This is a genomic window from Mycobacterium spongiae, from assembly GCF_018278905.1.
Classification (GTDB): Bacteria; Actinomycetota; Actinomycetes; order Mycobacteriales; family Mycobacteriaceae; genus Mycobacterium; species Mycobacterium spongiae.
The window spans coordinates 114,007-134,448 of the sequence record NZ_CP046600.1 but is presented as its reverse complement, the minus strand read 5'-3'; the positions used below and the strand labels follow the sequence as shown (position 1 = coordinate 134,448).

Sequence of the window (20,442 nt, the reverse complement as noted above, 5' to 3'; positions counted from 1 at the left end):
GCGAGAAGCTACCTGTGAGTTCTCACGTTCGATATCACCCGCTGCGGCTCTGACCTCGCACATGGCGACGTTTCCATCCTGGTCAATGCGTTGGGGTCCGCAACCTCCATGCGCTTGCGCGCCTTGTAGGTTGTCCGCCCTGCTCGACAACCCGCTTAGGGCCGCAATTCGTCTGATTCGCCTTGTCTCCCTTGCTCGTACCGTCACTAGATGGTCTTATGTTGCTTTGCCGGGTGCGACGATGGTTATTCCGAGGGCATCGGCCGCATCCGTGAGGCGATTGTCGTAGGTAACCAGCGCCGTCAATGGCCCCGTTGACGCCGCGATTTGAGCGGTGGCTAGGTGGATCGCATCGAGTGAGCGCAGCGCGGGGTCGGGGTAGGCCGCGGCGGTGGAGCGAATGACCTGGTCGATTTCGAACCGGTCCAGCCTGGCTAGCACGGAGGGGACTGCGGACAACCCTTCCGGGGTAACTGCCCGTATGGCTCTTGGCAGCTCGATTTCGGTCAACGCAGATGTTATCCAACGTATTTCGGTGCGCTGATCGAGCCAGTCGCCTAATTCGCCAGATTCGGCTTCGATCCGAATCAGCTTGACCAGAGCAGAGGTTTCCAGGTAGATCACTGGGGCTAATATCTTTCCTCGGCGCGCATTCGCTCCAGCAGCGTTCCGGCATCGGGACCGCCGTGCATTGGGACGGTGGGCCGAGGTGCCTGACCGCGCACGGTCGCCGGTTGCACCCTGCCGGCGCTAATCAGCGCGTCAAGGGGGCCTGGGAAGGCTGGCGTTATTCGGGCGATTGGCTCGCCGCGTTCGGTAACGGTGATCTCCTCGCCGTTCTTGACGCGGGCCAACACCTTTGACGTCTCCTGGTTGAGAGTTCGGATCGACACATCACTCACACCAGACAATGTACTACGTAATCGTTCTACATGGGTGCCGCTCGGCTGTGGTCGTAGATCGCCTTGGAAGGCTGTACGCCGGTGTACCACAATTGCCGCACCCACAATCGCGTCCTTGGCCCGACCCACCACACCAGGCAGCCGTCCTCGGCGAGGCGACCCACGTCGCCGGTGTGCAGCTAGCTGTCGACGATCGTCCTCGCCGCCTCCTCAGGACGGTTGAGATAGCCGCGCATGGCGTTGGGCCGGAACAGGTTTGGTTCGGCACCATGCGGTTATTCTCCACTTTGGGTCGTCGGAATAGTGATCTCGCGGCGCAACACCTTGCCGGTCGGCCCCTTGGGTAGGGCATCGAGGATCCACACCTGTCGCGGGTACTTGTAGGCGGCCACCCGGTTTTTTGCGAAGTCGCGCAGCTCGTTGGATTCGGCGGTAGCGCCGTCTTTGAGCACGACCGCAGCGCCGATTTCCTCGCCGAGCGAATCGTGCGCAATGCCGACGACGGCGGCCTCGGCCACCGCCGGATGCTCGTAGAGCACCTCCTCGATCTCCCGGGGGTACACGTTGTATCCGCCGCGAATGATGAGGTCCTTCTTGCGGTCGACGATGTAGTAGTAGCCGTCCTCGTCGATGCGCCCCATGTCGCCGGTGGAAAACCAGCCGTCCTCGGAAATCGCCGACCGGGTGGCTTCCGGCAGGTTCCAGTAGCCCTTCATGATGTTGTGGCCGCGGATCTGGATCTCGCCTGGCTCGCCTCGCGGCACTTCGGCTCCGTTGAGGTCCACCAGACGCATCTCGACACCCTCGATGGGGGTGCCCACCGAGCCGGCCTTGCGGGGCTTGTCGGGATGGTTGAACGAGGCGACTGGGGATGTCTCGGACAGCCCGTAGCCCTCGAGAATCGTGCAGCCAAAAGCCTTCTCGAAGTCCGCGAGCACCCGCACAGGAAGTGATGCGCCGCCCGAGATGCAGACCCGCAATGTTCGGGCCGATGTGGGTGACGCGCCCGCTGCCGGGCCCAGCAGCGCCGAATACATCGTCGGCACACCCTCGAACACGGTGACGCCGTCGCGCTCTATCACCTCGAGCGCCTTGCGCGGATCGAAGCGTGCAACCAGGGTGAGCGTCGCGCCGGCGAGGACCGCTGAGTTGAGCCCGCAGGTCAGGCCGAACACGTGAAACAACGGCAGACAGCCCATCACAACGTCCTGCGGTCCGATACGGGTCAGCGTGCGCACACATACCTCGGCGTTGTGGCCCAGCCCACCATGGGTGAGCACCGCGCCCTTGGGTTTTCCCGTGGTGCCCGAGGTGTGCAGGATGACGGCGGCGTCGGTGTCGGCCCGCAGCACCGGCTCGCCCTGCTGAGCCACACCCGCAATCAGCTTGGCCAGACCCGCGTCATCGACCACCCAGCACTCGGCGCCGGCCGCAGCAGCACCGGCCATGGCCTGGTCGGCTTCGCCAGGTGGTGCGAACAATGCCTTCGCGCCGGTGTTGGCTAGGTAGTACTCAATCTCGCGGGCCTTCAGCAGTGGGTTCGCCGGAACCGCCATCGCACCGCGGCGCAGGATGCCGTAGAACACCACAGCAAACGCCGGCGTGTTGGGCAGCATCACCCCGATGCGGTCGCCGGACTCCACCCCCGCCTGATCAAGGAAGGTGGCGACACGTGCGGCGGCGGCGTCGAACTCGGCGTAGGTGAGCGTTAGGTCGTCACAACGCAGCGCGACGCTGTCAGGATGGTTGCGCCTGGCCTCAACCAGGTTCGAACTGAGATTGGTCATCCGACTGCCTTCCAGGCTGGTACAAACCGCTAGACGTAATCTTGATCCGCAATGCACCCGAAGACCATGGTGCAGGCAACACCGTCGGGCCTAGAACGCCGCTATAGCGATCTTCAGGCGCGACCTTGACCGCGATGTCGCAAATCGTTCAGCTGTCGCGCAAGCCCGATCTGCATCAATAGGGCGGCGACCAACGCGGTTACGGTTCGGACATGGTTCCACGCCGTCCATGTTCTGGAGTAGGCGCGCCACTCGCGGGCGGCATCGACGGCTGACAACCCCACCGGATTCACACCGTCAAGATGGTTGTTGAGCGGCACGTTGACGGCGACAGTGATGATCGCGGCGAGAATCCCGCAGACCGCGCCTACCAGCACCCACCAGCTTCCGGGTTGACTTAGTCGGATGACGGCGAACACGCCGACCGCCAGAGCCAGGATCGTTGCACCGAAGTACCCCAGCAGGAAAGCCGGATTGGACTCCGCTTCAGCGTTGATACCGCGCATCGCGGTGATCGCCGCGACCGGACCGGTCCGGTCCAGCCCCCGCATCACGAAGGTGGAGAACACGTACATCATTCCGCCCGCCATAGCGCTGGCGATCACAGCGAGGGCGGTCAGGCTGACAAAGAGGCCCCTATTCACGCCCCAAAGTTAACCAGGGACAGCGTTGGCAATTATCGGACAGCGCAGGGGTCCGTCCCGTTGTCCTCATTGGTGGGTTCTGACGTTCGGCCGCATGTTCTCGCGCCGCTGACCTACTCGTTCAAGGTTCGTCTCACGCGGACCGCACCTAAGAACACGATTCGCAGATCCGCCGGATCCTTGGACAGCCACGCTGGTCCGTACCTCAGGATCGGTGGCGCGGATCCCGGCCGGTCCAGGCGACGAGGCGGTCGATGGCGGGAGCGTCATCGGGTATCGGTACGGCCTCGGCGAAGGGGACGCCGACCTCGTCGAGGCCCATCGTGGCTGAGATCTCCTCATAGAGACCCCGGCGGTTCTCGGCGGGGAGGATCTGGCGTGCCCCGTCGAGTGCCGCGGCGACGACCGTATCGTCCCAGTCAGGGTGCTGACCGGTAGCCGTCGCAAGGTCCCACGTGTGGACGATTAGCTCGGAGAAGTACGACGCCAGCACCTCGGCGCCGTTGCCTTCGATCCACGGCAGTGCCATGGGTCGCTCGAGCACGGCGTCGTCGCTCCAGGCACCCGTAGCTCGTCTGCCTGACTCCCGCCACGCATCGAGCCAGCGATCGTCGGGGACAGGGGCCTCGGTGACGGTGAAAGGATCGTCGCCGTTGCCGAGCGCAGCAACGCGGTCAAGCACACCAATGAGGTGGGCAAGCAGTTCCCGCACGTTCATGTCTGTGCAGGGAGTCGGGTGAGTGAGTCGCTCTGGCCGGACGCCGGCAATGACGGACCCGCCGGTGACGATGGCACGGTCGAGGATCGGCCGGGGATCCTTGAGGTGGTTGCCGGTGGGACTGGTCGGTGTGATCATGGCGCCATTGTGCCGACCCAAACCGGTCATCTGGTGTCCGGTTTGGTGTGAAAGTGTCGTTGCATGCGAGCCGACCGCCTCGTAGCCATCCTCCTGCTGCTACAACATCGCAAACAGATCACCGCATCGGAGGTCGCTCTGGAGTTGGAGGTGTCCGAGCGCACCGCCCGCCGCGACCTCGAAGCGTTGAGCGTCGCCGGGGTGCCTGTCTACTCCATGCAGGGACGAGGAGGCGGGTGGCGTCTGGTGGGCGGCGCCCGCACCGACCTCTCAGGGCTGACCGCGAGTGAGGCTCGGGCACTGTTTCTCGTAGCCGGACCCGCCTCGACGGCAACCCCGGGCGTGAAGGCCGCTCTGCGCAAGCTTGTGCGCGCACTGCCCGAGCCCTTCCGGGCGCAGGCCCAGGCAGCCGCGACATCACTCGTCGTAGACCCCCGACACTGGGGATCCAGCCAGCTCGTGGAGCCCCGACCACCACCCCGGTTTCTCGATGAACTTCAAGAGGCGGTGATCCGCGGCGTCCAGATACGGCTAGGCTACGTCGACCGCCAGGGCGCCGAGACCGAGCGGACCGTCCACCCATTGGGCATTGTCGCCAAGGGCTCGACGTGGTATCTGGTCTCCGATACAGAGTCCGGTCGACGGACCTTCCGAATCGACCGTGTCTCGTCGGTCGACGTGACCGACAATCCCGTCCACCGACCCGAGGGTTTCGACCTTGCCGAGAGCTGGCGCGAGATCGCCGACGAGGTCGACCGAAAGCGCACCCCCGTCGAGATTCAGGCCACGTGTGCTCCCGACGGGCTCGGCCTGCTCCGGGCGATTCTCGGGGGCCGCCTCGAGGTGGGCGGTTCCACGCCCGGCGGCCGGATCGAGATTGTGATCCGGGGCCACAACGAGTACGCCCTCGCCGGCGAACTTGCCGGGCTCATCGAATGGCTCGACGTCACCGGCCCGCAGGGCGTGCGCGACCACCTTGCCGCGATCGGCGACGCGCTGGTAACGCGCTACAGCTGAATACGCGCCGCTTGCTCACGCGACCGGTCGCGTCCGAACGCTGGTGCAAAAGTACACAGAAGGAAGCGGCATCAAACCCGGAACGGTTCACCCAGGGCACCGACGTCGGCTGCTTGCGGCTACAGGTTCTCGACAGGAACGAGATCGATGCGCTCCCCCGCGGGCAGCGTGAACCCGAAAACCTGTGCGTAGAAGGACAGTTCGGCATCAAGCGCCCGACGGATGTTCACCGCCTGGCGGAACCCGTGCTGTTCACCCTCGAAGGCGACGTAGGCCACCGGGATGCCCTTGGCGCGAAGAGCCTCGACGATCATCTCGGCCTGGTTGGGCGGCACAATCTCATCCTCGAGGCCTTGCAGGACGATGAGCGGGCGGTCGAAGCCGTCGATGTGGTGGATCGGCGAGCGTTCGAGGTAGAGGTCGCGTCGAGCCGGGTAGTGCCCGATGAGCCCGTCCAGATACCGGCTCTCGAACTTGTGGGTCTCGGTGGCCAGCGCTTCGAGGTCGGCCACGCCGAAGTGACTGGCGCCGGCGGCAAACGTGTTCCGGAAGGCGAGGGCCGCCAGCGTCGTATAGCCGCCGGCCGACCCACCCCGGATACACAACCTGGCGGGATCGACGCGCTGCTGCTCGGCCAACCAGCGGGCCGCCGCCTCGCAGTCGTCGAGGTCGACGATGCCCCACTGGTGGCGAAGCTGGTTGCGGTAGGCGCGCCCGTAGCCGGTCGACCCGCCGTAGTTGACGTCCACCACTGCGAAGCCCCGGCTCGTCCAATACTGCGTACCGAGTTGCAGCATCGGCCGGGCCGCACTGGTAGGCCCGCCGTGGATCAGCACGAGCAGCGGCGGCAGCTCTCCGGTCTCGGCGGTCACATCCGGGTTGGTCGGTGGGTAGAACAACGCGTGGGCGGTGCGGCCTTCGCTGGACGGGAACGAGATTGACTCAGGCCGCGAGAATAGCCTCACGTCGAGCCCGAGATCACGGGGTGGACGCAGTATCTCGGTCGCAGTGACCGCACCCGTGGTCTCCACGCGAACCGACACCACGGCCGGCTCGACGGTGGCGGAAGCACCAACGAAAACGACGCGGTCACCGTCGGCCTGGATCGAGGCGAACGAAGTGTAGGGCACATCAAGGTCGACCACGCGACCGTCGGACAGTCGCATCGCCAGATAGTCGATCCCAGCACGCGAGAAGGCGAACACGGTGCGACCGCCCGATAGGAACGCAAAGCGTGACTGGCCGAAAACCCATTGAGGAAGCCCAATCTCGGCGTCGACAGCCACGGTGCACGTGACGCCATCCGTGCCTGGGTCCCACCGGTAGAGGTTCCACCAGTCCGACCTGTCGGAGATGAACCACAGGGAGCCGTCCTCGGCCCAGCGCGGGGCACTCACCGATTCGCCGGCACCGGCACCCCCGGGCCCGGCGTCGGGTCGACCGGCGATCACCCGAGGATCAGCCAGTGTCGGACCGATGTCGGCCCACTGCACGTCGGCCACACACAGCTCGGTGCCGTCCCATGGCATGTCGGGATGCGACCACTGCAACCAGCACAGCCGACTGCCGTCGGGAGAGACGCGCGGATCGGACACGAAGTCCGGGCCCGTCACCAGCGTGCGTGGGGCGACCTCGCCGGTGCCGTCGAGCACGACGATCTCGTTGACCACCTCGGCTGGGCCACTCCCGCTCGGGTGATGCTCCCGCACGACCAACACCCATCGTCCTCCCGACGCGACGCATCCGTTTGCCCATCGGTCGCCGCGCGGCACCTTCGGCTCGGGGGTCACTGGCACCGGCGGGGAGTCCCCGGTGACGGCGTAGAGGCGCTGATCCGCCCAGTCGACGAAGTACACCGTCTCACCCGCGACCCACCAGGCGCCCCCGCCGTACTCGTGCACGGCGGTGCGGGCATTACGGTCCTTCGGCAACAGATCGACGGGCGGTTCGTCACCCGTGCGCCGCACGAGTTGAGTGCGGCCACCCTCCTCCGGTCGCAGCTCGGACCAGATCACGGTGTCACCGTGCAGGCTCACGCCGCCGAGTCCGGCGGCGGCCCGCACAACGAGTTCGGAGGTGATCGGAGTGGGCCACGAACCGTAGGTCGCCATGGCCGCCTAGCCTAGGTCAACAGTGCGCGGTGGGTGAGCATCCATGTGCTGTACAGACTTCCGCTGCACCCCCGATCAGGGGAGAACTCTCGTTCAGTCGTCCTCCAGCGCCTCCGACCGAGCCGCTGGAGGCGTCTGCGACGACCTCTCCGGTCAGGCTGCGGTGATGACGTAGCGCGAGTACCTGATCACATCGTCCGAGCCGATGCATCGCGTGGCCGGCGGCACTGACTGCCTGAACCACCCGGTCGAAGAACCACCCGACGATCTGGTGCGCCAAGTCCCTCGACGTGACCTGGTGATGGCGACGATCCTCCGGACGTTCCACCGCATCCACGCCGGTTGACATCTACGTCCAGATGGCGACGATGGCCATGAGAGTAAGGCCGGTGGCGACCCATACCCACCTGATGTGCCGGTCGTCTCGTGGGGGAATGAACGCTTCACGAATGATGTCCAAGCTGGCTATGTAGAGGAATGTGCCGCCGGCGATAGCGTCGACGAGTGCCTCGAACACTTGCGCACCCGTGGAATCCAGAAGCGCTGAAATGCCGGTTCCGAGCATGATGCCCAATGGGGTCATGATGGAGAATCCAGTCACGAGCGCCCGCGCGCGGGAAAAGTTGGTTCCAACGCGATGCAAACTCACTCCCAGCGCGAAGCCCCCCGCAGACTTGTGAGCCAGGATCGCGATGAATATCGCCACGAAACCTGCAACGGACTTCTGCGCACCCAACGCCATGCCGGCGATGATGGAATGAACGGACAGGGTCAACAGGAGCAAGTAGGGGTACCGGTTAGATTCATCAGCCGCCGCAACGATCGAGTCCGATTCCGGATCACTGCCCAAAGCGGCCGAGCCCGCAGGAACCCGAGACACTCTCGGCAGCACTCGCTCGATACCCAAGATGAGCAGAAAGGCTCCGGCGGCAAGCGTGAGTGCCCATGGATAGTCGACCGTGGGCCACAGGTCCGCAAAACCTGCCACGGCGTCGCCCACCAGGTGAATGAGACCAGCGGCAAGGAGTACTCCCCCGGCGAATGCGTTGCCCCAACCTAGGTAGACCTCGCTTCTGCGAGTGCTAGCGAAGCGCCAAGGGAGCAGCCCCCCGAGCATGGCTACCGCGAAGATCAAGACGATCGCCAGCAAATTCCGTCCGAGGAGTTCGTTCACGATCGAAGCGTATCTTGACCAAACGACCAGCAATCAGCTAAGGATTTGCAAGCCGGCGCCCGACGATCCGGTGACTGGTCTAGCCGATCGAGCTCGAGTCACCCACGATGGCCGAGCTGATGGCTGACCCAACGTGCGAATCACCCCAGCCGGCGTGTGCCTCCTCGTGAAGTGCGGAAGCAGCAGCTGTGACAGCTAGTTGAATGCAATTTCAAATCGCCAAGGAGAAGACGGTCGCCCAACTTGCTGGTGAGATTGCTTGGCGTCGGACTATCCCATACCTCAATAGCTCCGCATCCGCCACTCGAACCCCTCGAACGCACTCGCGGCGAAACTCTTTGCCGCGCAGGGGTTATCGGCCGCTTCCAAGGCGGACCTACTTACACCCCGATGCCGTATCCAGGCTAGATGAGAGTTTCTTCTTCGAGATTAGAGTTTCTCCGCGCAGGCCGACCGTGCGGTCGTGGCCCGGTATAGTCAGATTAGGCTTTTTCAGTACAAATAGGTATAGTATGCTCCGCGGTGGGGCGCAGCGGTTTTCGGTGGAGACCGGGGATGCGCAGCTCGGTATGTGGGCGTGGCCATGACCTAAGTAGGAGGAATCGGATGTCTTTTGTGATCGCGGCACCGGAGGTTATCGCGACAGCGGCAACGGATCTGGCCGGTCTTGGTTCGACCATCAGCGCGGCCAATGCCGCCGCGGCGGCTAACACGACGACGGTGTTGGCCGCCGGCACGGATGAGGTGTCGGGGGCCGTTGCGGCCCTGTTTTCCGCTCACGCCGCCGACTATCAGGTACTCAGCACCCAGGTGGCACAGTTTCATCAGCAGTTCGTCCACGCGCTAACCAGCGCTGGGGGGGCCTATGCGGGTGCTGAGGCGCTCAACGCGTCAGCGCAAAGCGTCGAACAAGACCTGCTCGCGGTCATCAACGCCCCCACCCAATTCTTGTTGGGGCGCCCGCTGATCGGTAACGGCGCCAACGGGGCTCCCGGCACCGGGGCTGCCGGCGGGGCCGGCGGGATCCTGTTCGGTAATGGCGGGGCCGGCGGGTCCGGGGCGCCCGGGCAGGTTGGTGGGGCTGGTGGGGCTGCGGGGTTGATCGGCAATGGTGGCCGTGGTGGGGCCGGCGGGACAGGCCTCGTGGGCGCGGCGGGCGGTGCCGGTGGGGCCGGTGGATGGCTACTGGGCAATGGTGGTGCCGGTGGGATTGGGGGTGTAGGCGTCGTCGGTGCCGGCGGGATCGGTGGGGCTGGCGGCGCGCCGCTGGGGTTCTTCGGTCACGGCGGGGCCGGTGGGGTCGGCGGGACCAGCGTTGCCGTGGGCGGCAGCGGTGGCACCGGTGGGGTTGGTGGCAGCGGAGGGTTGTTCTACGGCGACGGCGGGGCGGGTGGGGCCGGGGGTAGCGGTGACCTCGCGGGTGCCGGCGGAAAAGGCGGCATCGCGCTGTTGATCGGCAACGGCGGAGTGGGCGGTGCCGGCGCGGCTGGCGCCGCCGGTGATGTGGGCGCGACACTGGGGGCGGCGGGCACCGACGGCTCTCCCGGTGGGGCCGGTGGGGCCGGCGGCAACGGTGGGCTGCTGTTCGGTGCTGGCGGCGCGGGTGGTGCCGGTGGCCTCGGGGGTGACGGCGGCGCCGGCGCCAACGGCGACATCACCCTCAATGCCGGTCGCGGCGGTGACGGCGGCAACGGCGGCAACCCCGGGGCGGGTGGGGCCGGTGGCAGTGGCGGTCTTATCGGCGCGAACGGCGCAGCTGGACAAACGACCAGCGGGGGTAACGGCGGCAACGGCGGCAACGGTGCCGACGCCACGGCCGTCGGCACCGATGGCGGTGTCGGCGGTGACGGCGGTGACGGCGGGTTGGTCGGCGATGGTGGCACCGGCGGAGTTGGCGGGGCTGGCGCCAGCGGCCCCGACAGCGCCGTCGATAACAGTGTCGGTGGTCGCGGCGGTGACGGCGGGGTCGGCGGTACTGGTGGTGCTATCAGTGGTGACGGCGGCAACGGCGGTCGCGGCGGTGATGGCGGCGCCGGCGGCGCCAACGCCGGACTCACAAGTCAGGGTGGTCGCGGCGGCGACGGCGGTGAGGGTGGCGCGAGCACCACCGGGGCCGGCGGCAACGGCGGGGCGGGCGGCAAGGGCGGCACCTCCGGCGCCAACTCCGTCAACAGTCTCGGCGGTGACGGCGGTTCTGGCGGGGTCGGCGGTACTGGCGGTGCTATCACTGGTGACGGCGGCATCGGCGGTCGCGGCGGCGACGGCGGCGCCGGCGGCGCCAACGCCTCCGCCATCAGTGAGGGCGGTCGCGGCGGCGACGGCGGTGAGGGTGGCGCCAGCACTACCAGGGCCGGCGGCAATGGCGGGGCGGGCGGCAACGGCGGCACCCCAGGTACCAACTCCCTCAACAGTGTCGGCGGTGACGGCGGTTCTGGCGGTGACGGCGGATTCGGGGCCACCGTCGGCGGCGACGGCGGGGCTGGCGGTCTGGGCGCTGCTGGCGCCGACGACAACACCACCTCCGGAAGCTTCAGTCAGGGTGGTCGCGGCGGCGACGGCGGTACCGGCGGCGCCACCACCACCGGGACGGGCGGCGCCGGCGGCGCCGGCGGCACCGGCGGCAACGGCGGCGCCAACGCCGGCGCACTTGGCGACGGATCCAGTGAGGCTGGTCGCGGCGGTGACGGTGGTGACGGCGGCGCCAGCACCACCGGGACCGGCGGCAGCGGGGCGGCGGGCGGCACCGGCGGCACCGGCGGCGCCAACTCCGCCGGAAACAGTTTCGGCGGTGCCGGCGGTTCTGGCGGTGACGGTGGATTCGGCGGCAGCGTCGGCGGCGATGGCGGGGCCGGCGGGCTGGCCGGTGATGCCGGCGACGAGACCAATCTGTTTAGTGACGGTGGTCGCGGCGGCGACGGCGGTAACGGCGGCGACAGCGACGTCGTTGCCGGGGCCGCCGGCGCGGCCGGCGCCGGCGGCAACGGCGGCGCCAACTCCGGATCCAGTCAGGGTGGTCGTGGCGGTGACGGCGGTAACGGCGGCGCCAGCATCACCGGGACCGGCGCCAACGGCGGGACGGGCGGCAACGGCGGCAACCCCGGCGCCAACTCCACCAACGGTAACGGCGGTGACGGCGGTTCTGGCGGTGACGGCGGATTCGGGGCCACCGCCGGCGGCGACGGCGGTGACGGCGGTCTGGCCGCCGATGGCGCCGATGACGCTGTCATCGGAAGTGCCGGCGGTCGCGGCGGTGACGGTGGTAACGGCGGCGACAGCGACGGGGTTGCTGGGGCCGCTGGCGCGGCCACCGACGGCGGTAACGGCGGCGACGCCATCCTATTCAGTGAGGGTGGTCGTGGTGGTGACGGCGGTGACGGCGGCGCCAGCACCACCGGGGCCGGCGCCAACGGTGCCAACGGCGGCAACGGCGGCACCGCCGGCAGCGCTGGCGGCAGTGTCGGCGGTGGCGGCGGTTCTGGCGGTGACGGCGGATTCGGGGCCACCGCCGGCGGCGACGGCGGCACCGGTGGTCTAGCCGCTGACGGCCGCGACGACAGCGGCGGCAACAGTACCGGCGGTCGCGGCGGAGACGGCGGCAACGGCGGCGACAGCGACGGGACAGCCGGGGCCGCAGGCGCGGCCACTAACGGCGGCGACGGCGGCGACAACGCCGGCAACTTGAGTGTGGGCGGTCCCGGCGGTGACGGCGGCAACGGCGGGACCAGCAGCACCGGGGCCGGCGCCAACGGCGCCGACGGCGGCAACGGCGGCAACGGCGGCGCCAACGCCGGATCAAGCAGTGACGGCGGTGACGGCGGTGCCGGCGGCAACGGCGGTGCCGGTAGCGGTGGAACCGGCGACGACGGCATCGTCGGTGACCCCGCGGTCGGCAGCGCGGGTGGCCAGGGCGGTGACGGCGGTGACGGCGGGCCCGCCGCCTAGCGCTATCGAGAGTTATGTGGCCGTGGTCATGACGAGGGTGGAAGGTATCGGATGTCTTTGGTGATCGCGGCCCCGGAGGTTATCGCCACGGCGGCAACGGATCTGGCCGGTCTGGGTTCCACCATCAGCGCGGCCAATGCCGCCGCGGCGGCTAACACGACGACAGTGTTGACCGCCGGCACCGATGAGGTGTCGACGGCCATCGCGGCCCTGTTTTCCGCGCACGCCGCCGACTATCAGCTGCTCAGCACCCAGGTGGCACAGTTTCATCAGCAGTTCGTGCAAGCGCTGACCAGCGCTGGGGGGGCCTATGCGGGTGCTGAGGCGCTCAACGCGTCGGCGCAAAGCGTCGAACAAGACCTGCTCGCGGTCATCAACGCCCCCACCCAATTCTTGTTGGGGCGCCCGCTGATCGGTAACGGCGCCGACGGGGCTCCCGGCACCGGGGCCAACGGGGGGGCCGGTGGGATCCTGTTCGGCAATGGCGGGGCCGGCGGGTCCGGGGCACCCGGGCAAGTCGGTGGTGCGGGTGGGGCTGCGGGGTTGATCGGCCATGGTGGCCGTGGTGGGGCCGGCGGGACGGGCGCCGTGGGCGCGGCGGGCGGTGCCGGTGGGGCCGGTGGCTGGCTGCTGGGCAACGGCGGTGTCGGTGGGTTCGGGGGCGTGGGCAGCGTCGGTGCCGGCGGGATCGGGGGGGCTGGCGGCGCGGCGGTGGGGTTGTTCGGTCATGGCGGGGCCGGTGGCCTCGGCGGCAGCGGCGCTGCGGTGGGCGGCAGCGGTGGCACCGGTGGGGGTGGTGGCCGCGGCGGATTGTTCTACGGCGACGGCGGTGCGGGTGGGGCCGGGGGTAGCGGTGCTGGCGCGGGTGCCGGCGGTAGCGGCGGCAGCGCGGTGGTGATCGGCCACGGTGGCGTGGGTGGTGCTGGCGCGGCCGGCGCCGCCGGTGATATGGGCGCGACGCTGGGGGCGGCGGGCACCGACGGATCTTCCGGTGGGGCCGGTGGGGCCGGCGGTAACGGTGGGTGGTTGTTCGGTGCTGGCGGTACGGGTGGTGCCGGTGGCTTCGGTGGTGACGGCGGTCAGGGTGCCAACGGCGACATGGCGATCAATGCTGGTCGCGGCGGTGACGGTGGCGATGGTGGGAACCCCGGGGCGGGTGGGGCCGGTGGGCGTGGCGGTCTTATCGGTGCGAATGGCGCAGCTGGGCAAACGACTAGCGGGGGTAACGGCGGCACCGGCGGCAACGGTGCCGATGCTATGGGCGTCGTCGGCGACACCGGCGACACCGGCGGCGCTGGCGGTGACGGCGGTGCTGGCGGGTTGGTCGGCGACGGAGGGGCCGGCGGAGCCGGCGGGGCTGGTGCCGGCGGCCCTGACAGCGCCGCCGGTAACAGTGTCGGTGGTCGCGGCGGGGACGGCGGGGTCGGCGGTGCTGGCGGTGCCATCAGTGGTGACGGCGGCCTCGGCGGTCGCGGCGGTGATGGCGGCACCGGCGGCGACAACGCCAACGGCCTCGGTATTGGTGGTCGCGGTGGTGACGGCGGTGACGGCGGCGCCAGCACCACCGGGACCGGAGGCAACGGCGCGACGGGCGGCAACGGCGGCACCCCCGGCGCCAACGCCGGCAGCAGCATCGGCGGTGCCGGCGGTGATGGCGGTGACGGCGGATTCGGGGCCACCGCCGGCGGCGACGGCGGCAACGGCGGTCTGGCCACTGACAGCCGCGACGACAACAACTCATTCAGTATCGGCGGTCGCGGCGGTGACGGCGGTAACGGCGGCGACAGCGGCGGGACCGCCGGGGCCGCCGGTGCGGCCACTGACGGCGGTAACGGCGGCGACAACGCCGCAATCAGTGCGGGTGGTCGCGGCGGTGACGGTGGTGATGGCGGTGCGAGCTCCAGCGGGGCCGGCGCCAACGGGGCGGCGGGCGGCAACGGCGGAACCGCCGGTGCCAACGCCGGCAGCAGTGTCGGCGGTGCCGGCGGTGACGGCGGTGACGGCGGATTCGGGGCCACCGCCGGCGGCGACGGCGGCAACGGCGGTCTGGCCGCCGACGGCCGCGACGACAACACCAACGGCGACAGTGTCGGCGGTGTCGGCGGTGACGGCGGCAACGGCGGCGACAGCGACGGGGTCGCCGGGGCCGCCGGCGCGGCCGCTGACGGCGGCAACGGCGGCGACAACGCCGCAAACAGTGAGGGTGGTGACGGTGGTGACGGTGGTGATGGCGGCGCCAGCACCACCGGAGCCGGCGCAAACGGGGCGGCGGGCGGCAACGGCGGCACCGCCGGCACCAACTCCACCAGCAGTTTCGGCGGTGACGGCGGTGACGGCGGTAACGGCGGATTCGGGGCCACCGCCGGCGGCGACGGCGGCGACGGCGGTCTGGCCGCTGACGGCCGCGACGACAACACCAACGGCGACAGTTTCGGCGGCAACGGCGGTGACGGCGGCAACGGCGGCGACAGCGACGGCGTTGCCGGGGCCGCTGGCGCCGCCGCCGACGGCGGCAACGGCGGCAACAACGCCGCCAACAGTGACGGTGGTCGCGGCGGTGACGGTGGTGACGGCGGCGCCAGCAGCACCGGGGCGGGCGCCAACGGCGCGGCGGGCGGTAACGGCGGCACCGCCGGCACCGACTCCACCAGCAGTTTCGGCGGTGACGGCGGTTCTGGCGGTGATGGCGGATTCGGGGCCACCGCCGGCGGCGACGGCGGCAACGGCGGTCTGGCCGCTAACGGCCGCGACGACAACACCACCGGCACCAGTACCGGCGGTAGCGGCGGCAACGGCGGTAACGGCGGCGACAGCGACGGGCTCGCCGGGGCCGCCGGCGCGGCCGCCGACGGCGGTAACGGCGGCGCCAACGCCGGATCAGCCAGTTTCGGCGGTCGCGGTGGTGACGGCGGTGACGGCGGGGCCAGCACCACCGGGGCCGGCGCCAACGGCGCGGGCGGCGGCAACGGCGGCACCGCCGGCATCAACTCCCGCAGCAGTTTCGGCGGTGGCGGCGGTGATGGCGGTGACGGCGGATTCGGGGCCACCGCCGGCGGCGACGGCGGCAACGGCGGTCTGGCCACTGACGGCCACGACGACAACACCAACGGCGTCAGTCGCGGCGGTAGCGGCGGTGACGGGGGCAACGGCGGCGACAGCAACGGGACACCCGGGGCCGCCGGCGCGGCCACCGACGGCGGCAACGGCGGCGACAACGCCGACAGCAGTCAGGGCGGTCGTGGCGGTGACGGTGGTGACGGCGGTGCCAGCACCACCGGGGCCGGCGCCAACGGCGCGGGCGGCGGCAACGGCGGCAACCCCGGCGCCAACTCCGTCGACAGTTTCGGCGGTTCCGGCGGGTCCGGCGGTGATGGCGGATTCGGTGCCACTGCCGGCGGCGACGGCGGTGACGGCGGTCTAGCCGCTGACGGCCGCGACGACAACATCAATGGCGCCAGTGCCGGTGGTCGCGGCGGTGACGGCGGTAATGGCGGTGACAGCGACGGGATTGCCGGGGCCGCCGGCACGGCCACCGCCGGCGGCAACGGCGGCGCCAACGCCAACAACAGTCAGGGCGGTCGCGGCGGTGACGGCGGTAACGGCGGGGCCAGCACCACCGGGGCCGGCGCCAACGGCGCCGACGGCGGCAACGGCGGCAACGGCGGCGCCAACTCCGGCACCAGTGCCGGCGGTTTCGGCGGTACCGGCGGTGACGGCGGTGACGGTAACGGCGGTGAGGGCGACGACGGCTTGGACGGCCTCCCCGCGGTCGGCAGCGCGGGCGGCCAAGGCGGTGACGGCGGTGACGGTGGGCCCGCCGACTAGCCGCTATGGCGGGTATGTGGCCGTGGTCATGACGTGGTGGGAAGGTATCGGATGTCTTTGGTGATCGCGGCCCCGGAGGTTATCGCGACAGCGGCAACGGATTTGGCCGGTCTTGGTTCGACGATCAGCGCGGCTAATGCCGCCGCGGCGGCGAACACGACGACGGTGTTGACCGCCGGCAGCGATGAGGTGTCGGCGGCCATCGCGGCCCTGTTTTCCGCGCACGCCGCCGACTATCAGGTACTCAGCACCCAGGTGGCACAGTTTCATCAGCAGTTCGTGCAAGCGCTGACCAGCGCTGGGGGGGCCTATGCGGGTGCTGAGGCGCTCAACGCGTCAGCGCAAAGCGTCGAACAAGACCTGCTCGCGGTCATCAACGCCCCCACCCAATTCTTGTTGGGGCGCCCGCTGATCGGTAACGGCGCCGACGGAGCGGCAGGTACCGGGGCCAACGGGGGGGCCGGTGGGATTTTGTTCGGTAATGGCGGGGCCGGCGGGTCCGGGGCGCCCGGGCAGGTTGGCGGTGCGGGTGGGGCCGCGGGGTTGATCGGCCATGGTGGCCGTGGTGGGGCCGGCGGGACGGGTGTCGTGGGCGTGGCGGGCGGTGCCGGTGGGGCCGGTGGCTGGCTGCTGGGCGATGGTGGTGTCGGTGGGTTCGGGGGCGTGGGCAGCGTCGGTGCCGGTGGGATCGGGGGGGCTGGTGGCGCGGCGGTGGGGTTGTTCGGTCATGGCGGGGTCGGTGGCCTCGGTGGGAGCGGCGCTGCGGTGGGCGGCAGCGGTGGGACCGGTGGGGGTGGTGGCCGCGGCGGGTTGTTCTACGGCGACGGCGGTGCGGGTGGGGCCGGGGGTGGCGGTACTGGCGCGGGTGTCGGCGGTAGCGGCGGGAGCGCGGTGGTGATCGGCAATGGTGGGGTGGGTGGGGCCGGTGCGGCCGGCGCCGCCGGTGATATGGGCGCGACGCTGGGGGCGGCGGGCACCGACGGATCTTCCGGTGGGGCCGGTGGGGCCGGCGGTAACGGTGGGTGGTTGTTCGGTGCTGGTGGTACGGGTGGTGCCGGTGGCTTTGGGGGTGACGGCGGTGCTGGCGCCAGCGGCGACATCACCCTCAATGCTGGTCGCGGCGGTGACGGCGGCGATGGTGGAAACCCCGGTGCTGGTGGGGCCGGTGGGCGTGGCGGTCTTATCGGCGCCAACGGCGCAGCTGGGCAAACGACTAGCGGGGGTAACGGCGGCACCGGCGGCAACGGTGCCGATGCCACGGCCGCCGGCGCCGATGGCGGTGTCGGCGGTGATGGCGGTGCTGGCGGGTTGGTCGGCGATGGTGGGGCCGGCGGAGCCGGCGGGGCTGGCGCCAGCGGCCCGGACAACGCCGGCCTCAGTGTCGGTGGTCGCGGCGGGGACGGCGGTACCGGCGGTGCTGGCGGTGCCATCAGCGGTGACGGCGGCCTCGGCGGTCGCGGCGGCCACGGCGGCGCCGGCGGCGACAACACCGGCTTCACCAGTGAGGGTGGTCGCGGTGGTGACGGCGGTGACGGCGGCGCCAGCAGCACCGGGGTCGGAGGCAACGGCGCGACGGGCGGCAACGGCGGCGCCCCTGGTGCCAACTCCCTCAGCAGTCGGGGCGGTGGCGGCGGGTCTGGTGGTGACGGCGGATTCGGGGCCACCGCCGGCGGCAACGGCGGCACCGGCGGTCTGGCCGCTGACGGCCGCGACGACAACACCACCGGCTTCAGTGTCGGCGGTGACGGCGGCGACGGCGGTAACGGCGGCGACAGCGACGGGGTTGCCGGGGCCGCGGGCGTTGCCGCCGACGGCGGCAACGGCGGCGCCAACGCCGCAGCCAGTGAGGGTGGTCGCGGCGGTGACGGCGGCGACGGCGGCGCCAGCACCACCGGGGTCGGCGCCAACGGCGCGGTGGGCGGCAACGGCGGCACCGCCGGCGCCGGTGCCACCAGCAGTCGCGGCGGTAGCGGCGGGTCTGGCGGTGACGGCGGATTCGGGGCCACCGCCGGCGGTGACGGCGGCACCGGCGGTCTGGCCGCTGACGGCCGCGACGACAACACCAGCGGCGTCAGTATCGGCGGTGACGGCGGTAACGGCGGTAGCGGCGGTGACAGCGGCGGGGTTGCCGGGGCCGCCGGCGCAGCCGCCGACGGCGGCAACGGCGGCGACAACGCCGGAATCACCAGTTTCGGTGGTCGCGGTGGTGACGGCGGTCACGGCGGTGCCAGCACCACCGGGGCCGGCGCCGACGGCGCAACGGGCGGTGGCGGCGGCACCCCCGGCGCCAACGCCACCAGCAGTGTCGGCGGTGACGGCGGGTCTGGCGGTGACGGCGGATTCGGGGCCACCGCCGGCGGCGACGGCGGTGACGGCGGTCTGGCCGCTGACAGCCGCGACGACAACACCAACGGCAACAGTGACGGCGGTGCCGGCGGTGACGGCGGCAACGGCGGCGCCAGCGACGGGGTTGCCGGGGCCGCCGGCGCCGCCGCCAACGGCGGCAACGGCGGCAACAACGCGGTAAACAGCGCGGGTGGTCGCGGCGGTAACGGCGGTGACGGCGGCGCCAGCACTACCGGGGCGGGCGCCAACGGGGCGGCGGGCGGCAACGGCGGCACCGCCGGCGCCAACTCCGGCAGCAGTTTCGGTGGTGGCGGCGGGTCTGGCGGTGACGGCGGATTCGGGGCCACCGCCGGTGGCGCCGGCGGTGACGGCGGTCTGGCCGCTGACGGCCGCAACGACAACACCAACGGCAGCAGTGTCGGCGGTCGCGGCGGTGACGGCGGCAAGGGAGGCGACAGCGACGGGACAGCCGGGGCCGCCGGCGCGGCCACCGACGGCGGCAACGGCGGCAACAACGCCGGCTCAAGCAGTGAAGGTGGTCGCGGCGGTGACGGCGGTGACGGCGGCGCCAGCAGCACCGCGGTCGGTGGCAACGGCGCGATGGGCGGCAACGGCGGCACCGCCGGCACCAACTCCGGCAACAGTGTCGGCGGCGCCGGCGGGTCTGGCGGTGACGGCGGATTCGGGGCCACCGCCGGCGGTGACGGGGGTGACGGCGGTCTGGCCGCTGACGGCCGCGACGACAGCACCTTCTCAAGTTTCGGCGGTCGCGGCGGTGACGGCGGCAACGGCGGCGACAGCGACGGGACGGCCGGGGCCGCCGGCGCGGCCACCGACGGCGGCAACGGCGGCAACAACGCCGGCTCAAGCAGTGAAGGTGGTCGCGGCGGTGACGGCGGTGACGGCGGCGCCAGCGCCACCGGGGCCGGCGGAAACGGCGCGACGGGCGGCAATGGCGGCACCGCCGGCACCAACTCCGGCACCAGTGTCGGCGGCGCCGGCGGGTCTGGCGGTGACGGCGGATTCGGGGCCACCGCCGGCGGTGACGGCGGTGACGGCGGTCTGGCCGCTGACGGCCGCGACGACAACACCAACGGCAGCAGTCGCGGTGGTGACGGCGGCAACGGCGGCAACGGCGGCGACAGCGACGGGACAGCCGGGGCCGCCGGCGCGGCCACCAACGGCGGCAACGGCGGCGCCAACGCCGACGGCAGTGTGGGTGGTCGTGGTGGTGACGGTGGTGACGGCGGTGCCAGCACCACCGGGGCCGGCGCCAACGGCGCCAACGGTGCCAACGGCGGCACCGCCGGCACCAACTCCACCAACAGTTTCGGCGGTAACGGCGGGTCTGGCGGTGATGGCGGATTCGGTGCCACTGCCGGCGGCGACGGCGGTGACGGCGGCCTGGCCGCTGATGGCCGCGACGACAACACCACCGGCACTAGTCGCGGTGGTGTCGGTGGTGACGGTGGTAACGGCGGCGACAGCGACGGGACGGCCGGGGCCGCCGGCGCCGCCGCCGACGGCGGTAACGGCGGCGACAACGCCGGAATCACCAGTCGGGGAGGTGACGGCGGTGACGGCGGTAACGGCGGGGCCAGCACCACCGGGGCCGGCGCCAACGGCGCCGACGGCGGCAACGGCGGCAACGGCGGCGCCAACGCCGGATCAAGCAGTGCCGGCGGTGACGGCGGTGCCGGCGGTGACGGCGGTGACGGTAACGGCGGTGAGGGCGACGACGGCTTGGACGGCCTCCCCGCGGTCGGCAGCGCGGGCGGCCAAGGCGGTGACGGCGGTGACGGTGGGCCCGCCGACTAGCCGCTATGGCGGGTATGTGG

Annotated in this window: 12 protein-coding genes; 5 read left to right on the top strand and 7 right to left on the bottom strand. The window is 70.8% G+C overall.

Annotated elements, in window-relative coordinates:
• Positions 1-216 precede the first annotated feature (216 nt).
• The 5 genes from F6B93_RS00510 to F6B93_RS00490 all read right to left on the bottom strand — a co-directional run bounded on the left by F6B93_RS00510 (position 217) and on the right by F6B93_RS00490 (position 4,189).
• Entirely contained in the window at positions 217-624 is a 408-nt protein-coding gene (locus F6B93_RS00510; RefSeq protein ID WP_211697158.1) for a type II toxin-antitoxin system VapC family toxin, read from the bottom strand.
• A 5-nt stretch (positions 625-629) separates the two neighbouring features.
• On the bottom strand, positions 630-902 hold the full coding sequence (locus tag F6B93_RS00505; RefSeq protein ID WP_211697157.1) for a type II toxin-antitoxin system Phd/YefM family antitoxin: 273 nt from the start codon (positions 900-902) through the stop codon (positions 630-632).
• Between the two features lie 275 nt (positions 903-1,177).
• A complete protein-coding gene (locus F6B93_RS00500) occupies positions 1,178-2,689 on the bottom strand; it encodes a long-chain-fatty-acid--CoA ligase (protein ID WP_211697156.1) in 1,512 nt (503 codons plus the stop codon).
• A 113-nt stretch (positions 2,690-2,802) separates the two neighbouring features.
• Complete coding sequence (locus tag F6B93_RS00495) at positions 2,803-3,333, bottom strand: anthrone oxygenase family protein (RefSeq protein ID WP_246540939.1); 531 nt, start codon at positions 3,331-3,333, stop codon at positions 2,803-2,805.
• Positions 3,334-3,538: 205 nt separating this feature from the next.
• Positions 3,539-4,189 (bottom strand): TIGR03086 family metal-binding protein, encoded by a 651-nt coding sequence (locus F6B93_RS00490; protein WP_246540938.1) that lies wholly within the window; start codon positions 4,187-4,189, stop codon positions 3,539-3,541.
• Positions 4,190-4,252: 63 nt separating this feature from the next.
• On the opposite strand from F6B93_RS00490, the gene F6B93_RS00485 reads away from it, so the two are divergent.
• Entirely contained in the window at positions 4,253-5,206 is a 954-nt protein-coding gene (locus F6B93_RS00485; protein WP_211697154.1) for a helix-turn-helix transcriptional regulator, read from the top strand.
• 119 nt (positions 5,207-5,325) lie between these two features.
• Here F6B93_RS00485 and F6B93_RS00480 read toward each other — a convergent pair whose 3' ends face one another.
• Positions 5,326-7,317 (bottom strand): S9 family peptidase, encoded by a 1,992-nt coding sequence (locus F6B93_RS00480; RefSeq protein WP_211697153.1) that lies wholly within the window; start codon positions 7,315-7,317, stop codon positions 5,326-5,328.
• Positions 7,318-7,522: 205 nt separating this feature from the next.
• Between F6B93_RS00480 and F6B93_RS00475 the strand changes: the two genes are divergently transcribed.
• Positions 7,523-7,663, top strand: coding sequence for a hypothetical protein (locus F6B93_RS00475; protein ID WP_211697152.1), 141 nt, complete (start codon positions 7,523-7,525; stop codon positions 7,661-7,663).
• A gap of 3 nt (positions 7,664-7,666) precedes the next feature.
• Here F6B93_RS00475 and F6B93_RS00470 read toward each other — a convergent pair whose 3' ends face one another.
• On the bottom strand, positions 7,667-8,491 hold the full coding sequence (locus F6B93_RS00470; RefSeq protein ID WP_211697151.1) for a ZIP family transporter: 825 nt from the start codon (positions 8,489-8,491) through the stop codon (positions 7,667-7,669).
• 606 nt (positions 8,492-9,097) lie between these two features.
• Here F6B93_RS00470 and F6B93_RS22615 point away from each other — a divergent pair.
• Genes F6B93_RS22615 through F6B93_RS00460 form a run of 3 tightly spaced genes read left to right on the top strand, consistent with a single transcriptional unit; the run spans position 9,098 to position 20,422 of the window.
• Positions 9,098-12,433, top strand: a complete 3,336-nt coding sequence (locus tag F6B93_RS22615; RefSeq protein WP_246540937.1) for a PE family protein — start codon at positions 9,098-9,100, stop codon at positions 12,431-12,433.
• A 51-nt stretch (positions 12,434-12,484) separates the two neighbouring features.
• Positions 12,485-16,258, top strand: a complete 3,774-nt coding sequence (locus F6B93_RS23345; protein ID WP_281426120.1) for a PE family protein — start codon at positions 12,485-12,487, stop codon at positions 16,256-16,258.
• A gap of 51 nt (positions 16,259-16,309) precedes the next feature.
• Positions 16,310-20,422 (top strand): PE family protein, encoded by a 4,113-nt coding sequence (locus tag F6B93_RS00460; RefSeq protein ID WP_211697150.1) that lies wholly within the window; start codon positions 16,310-16,312, stop codon positions 20,420-20,422.
• The last annotated feature ends 20 nt before the right edge of the window (positions 20,423-20,442 follow it).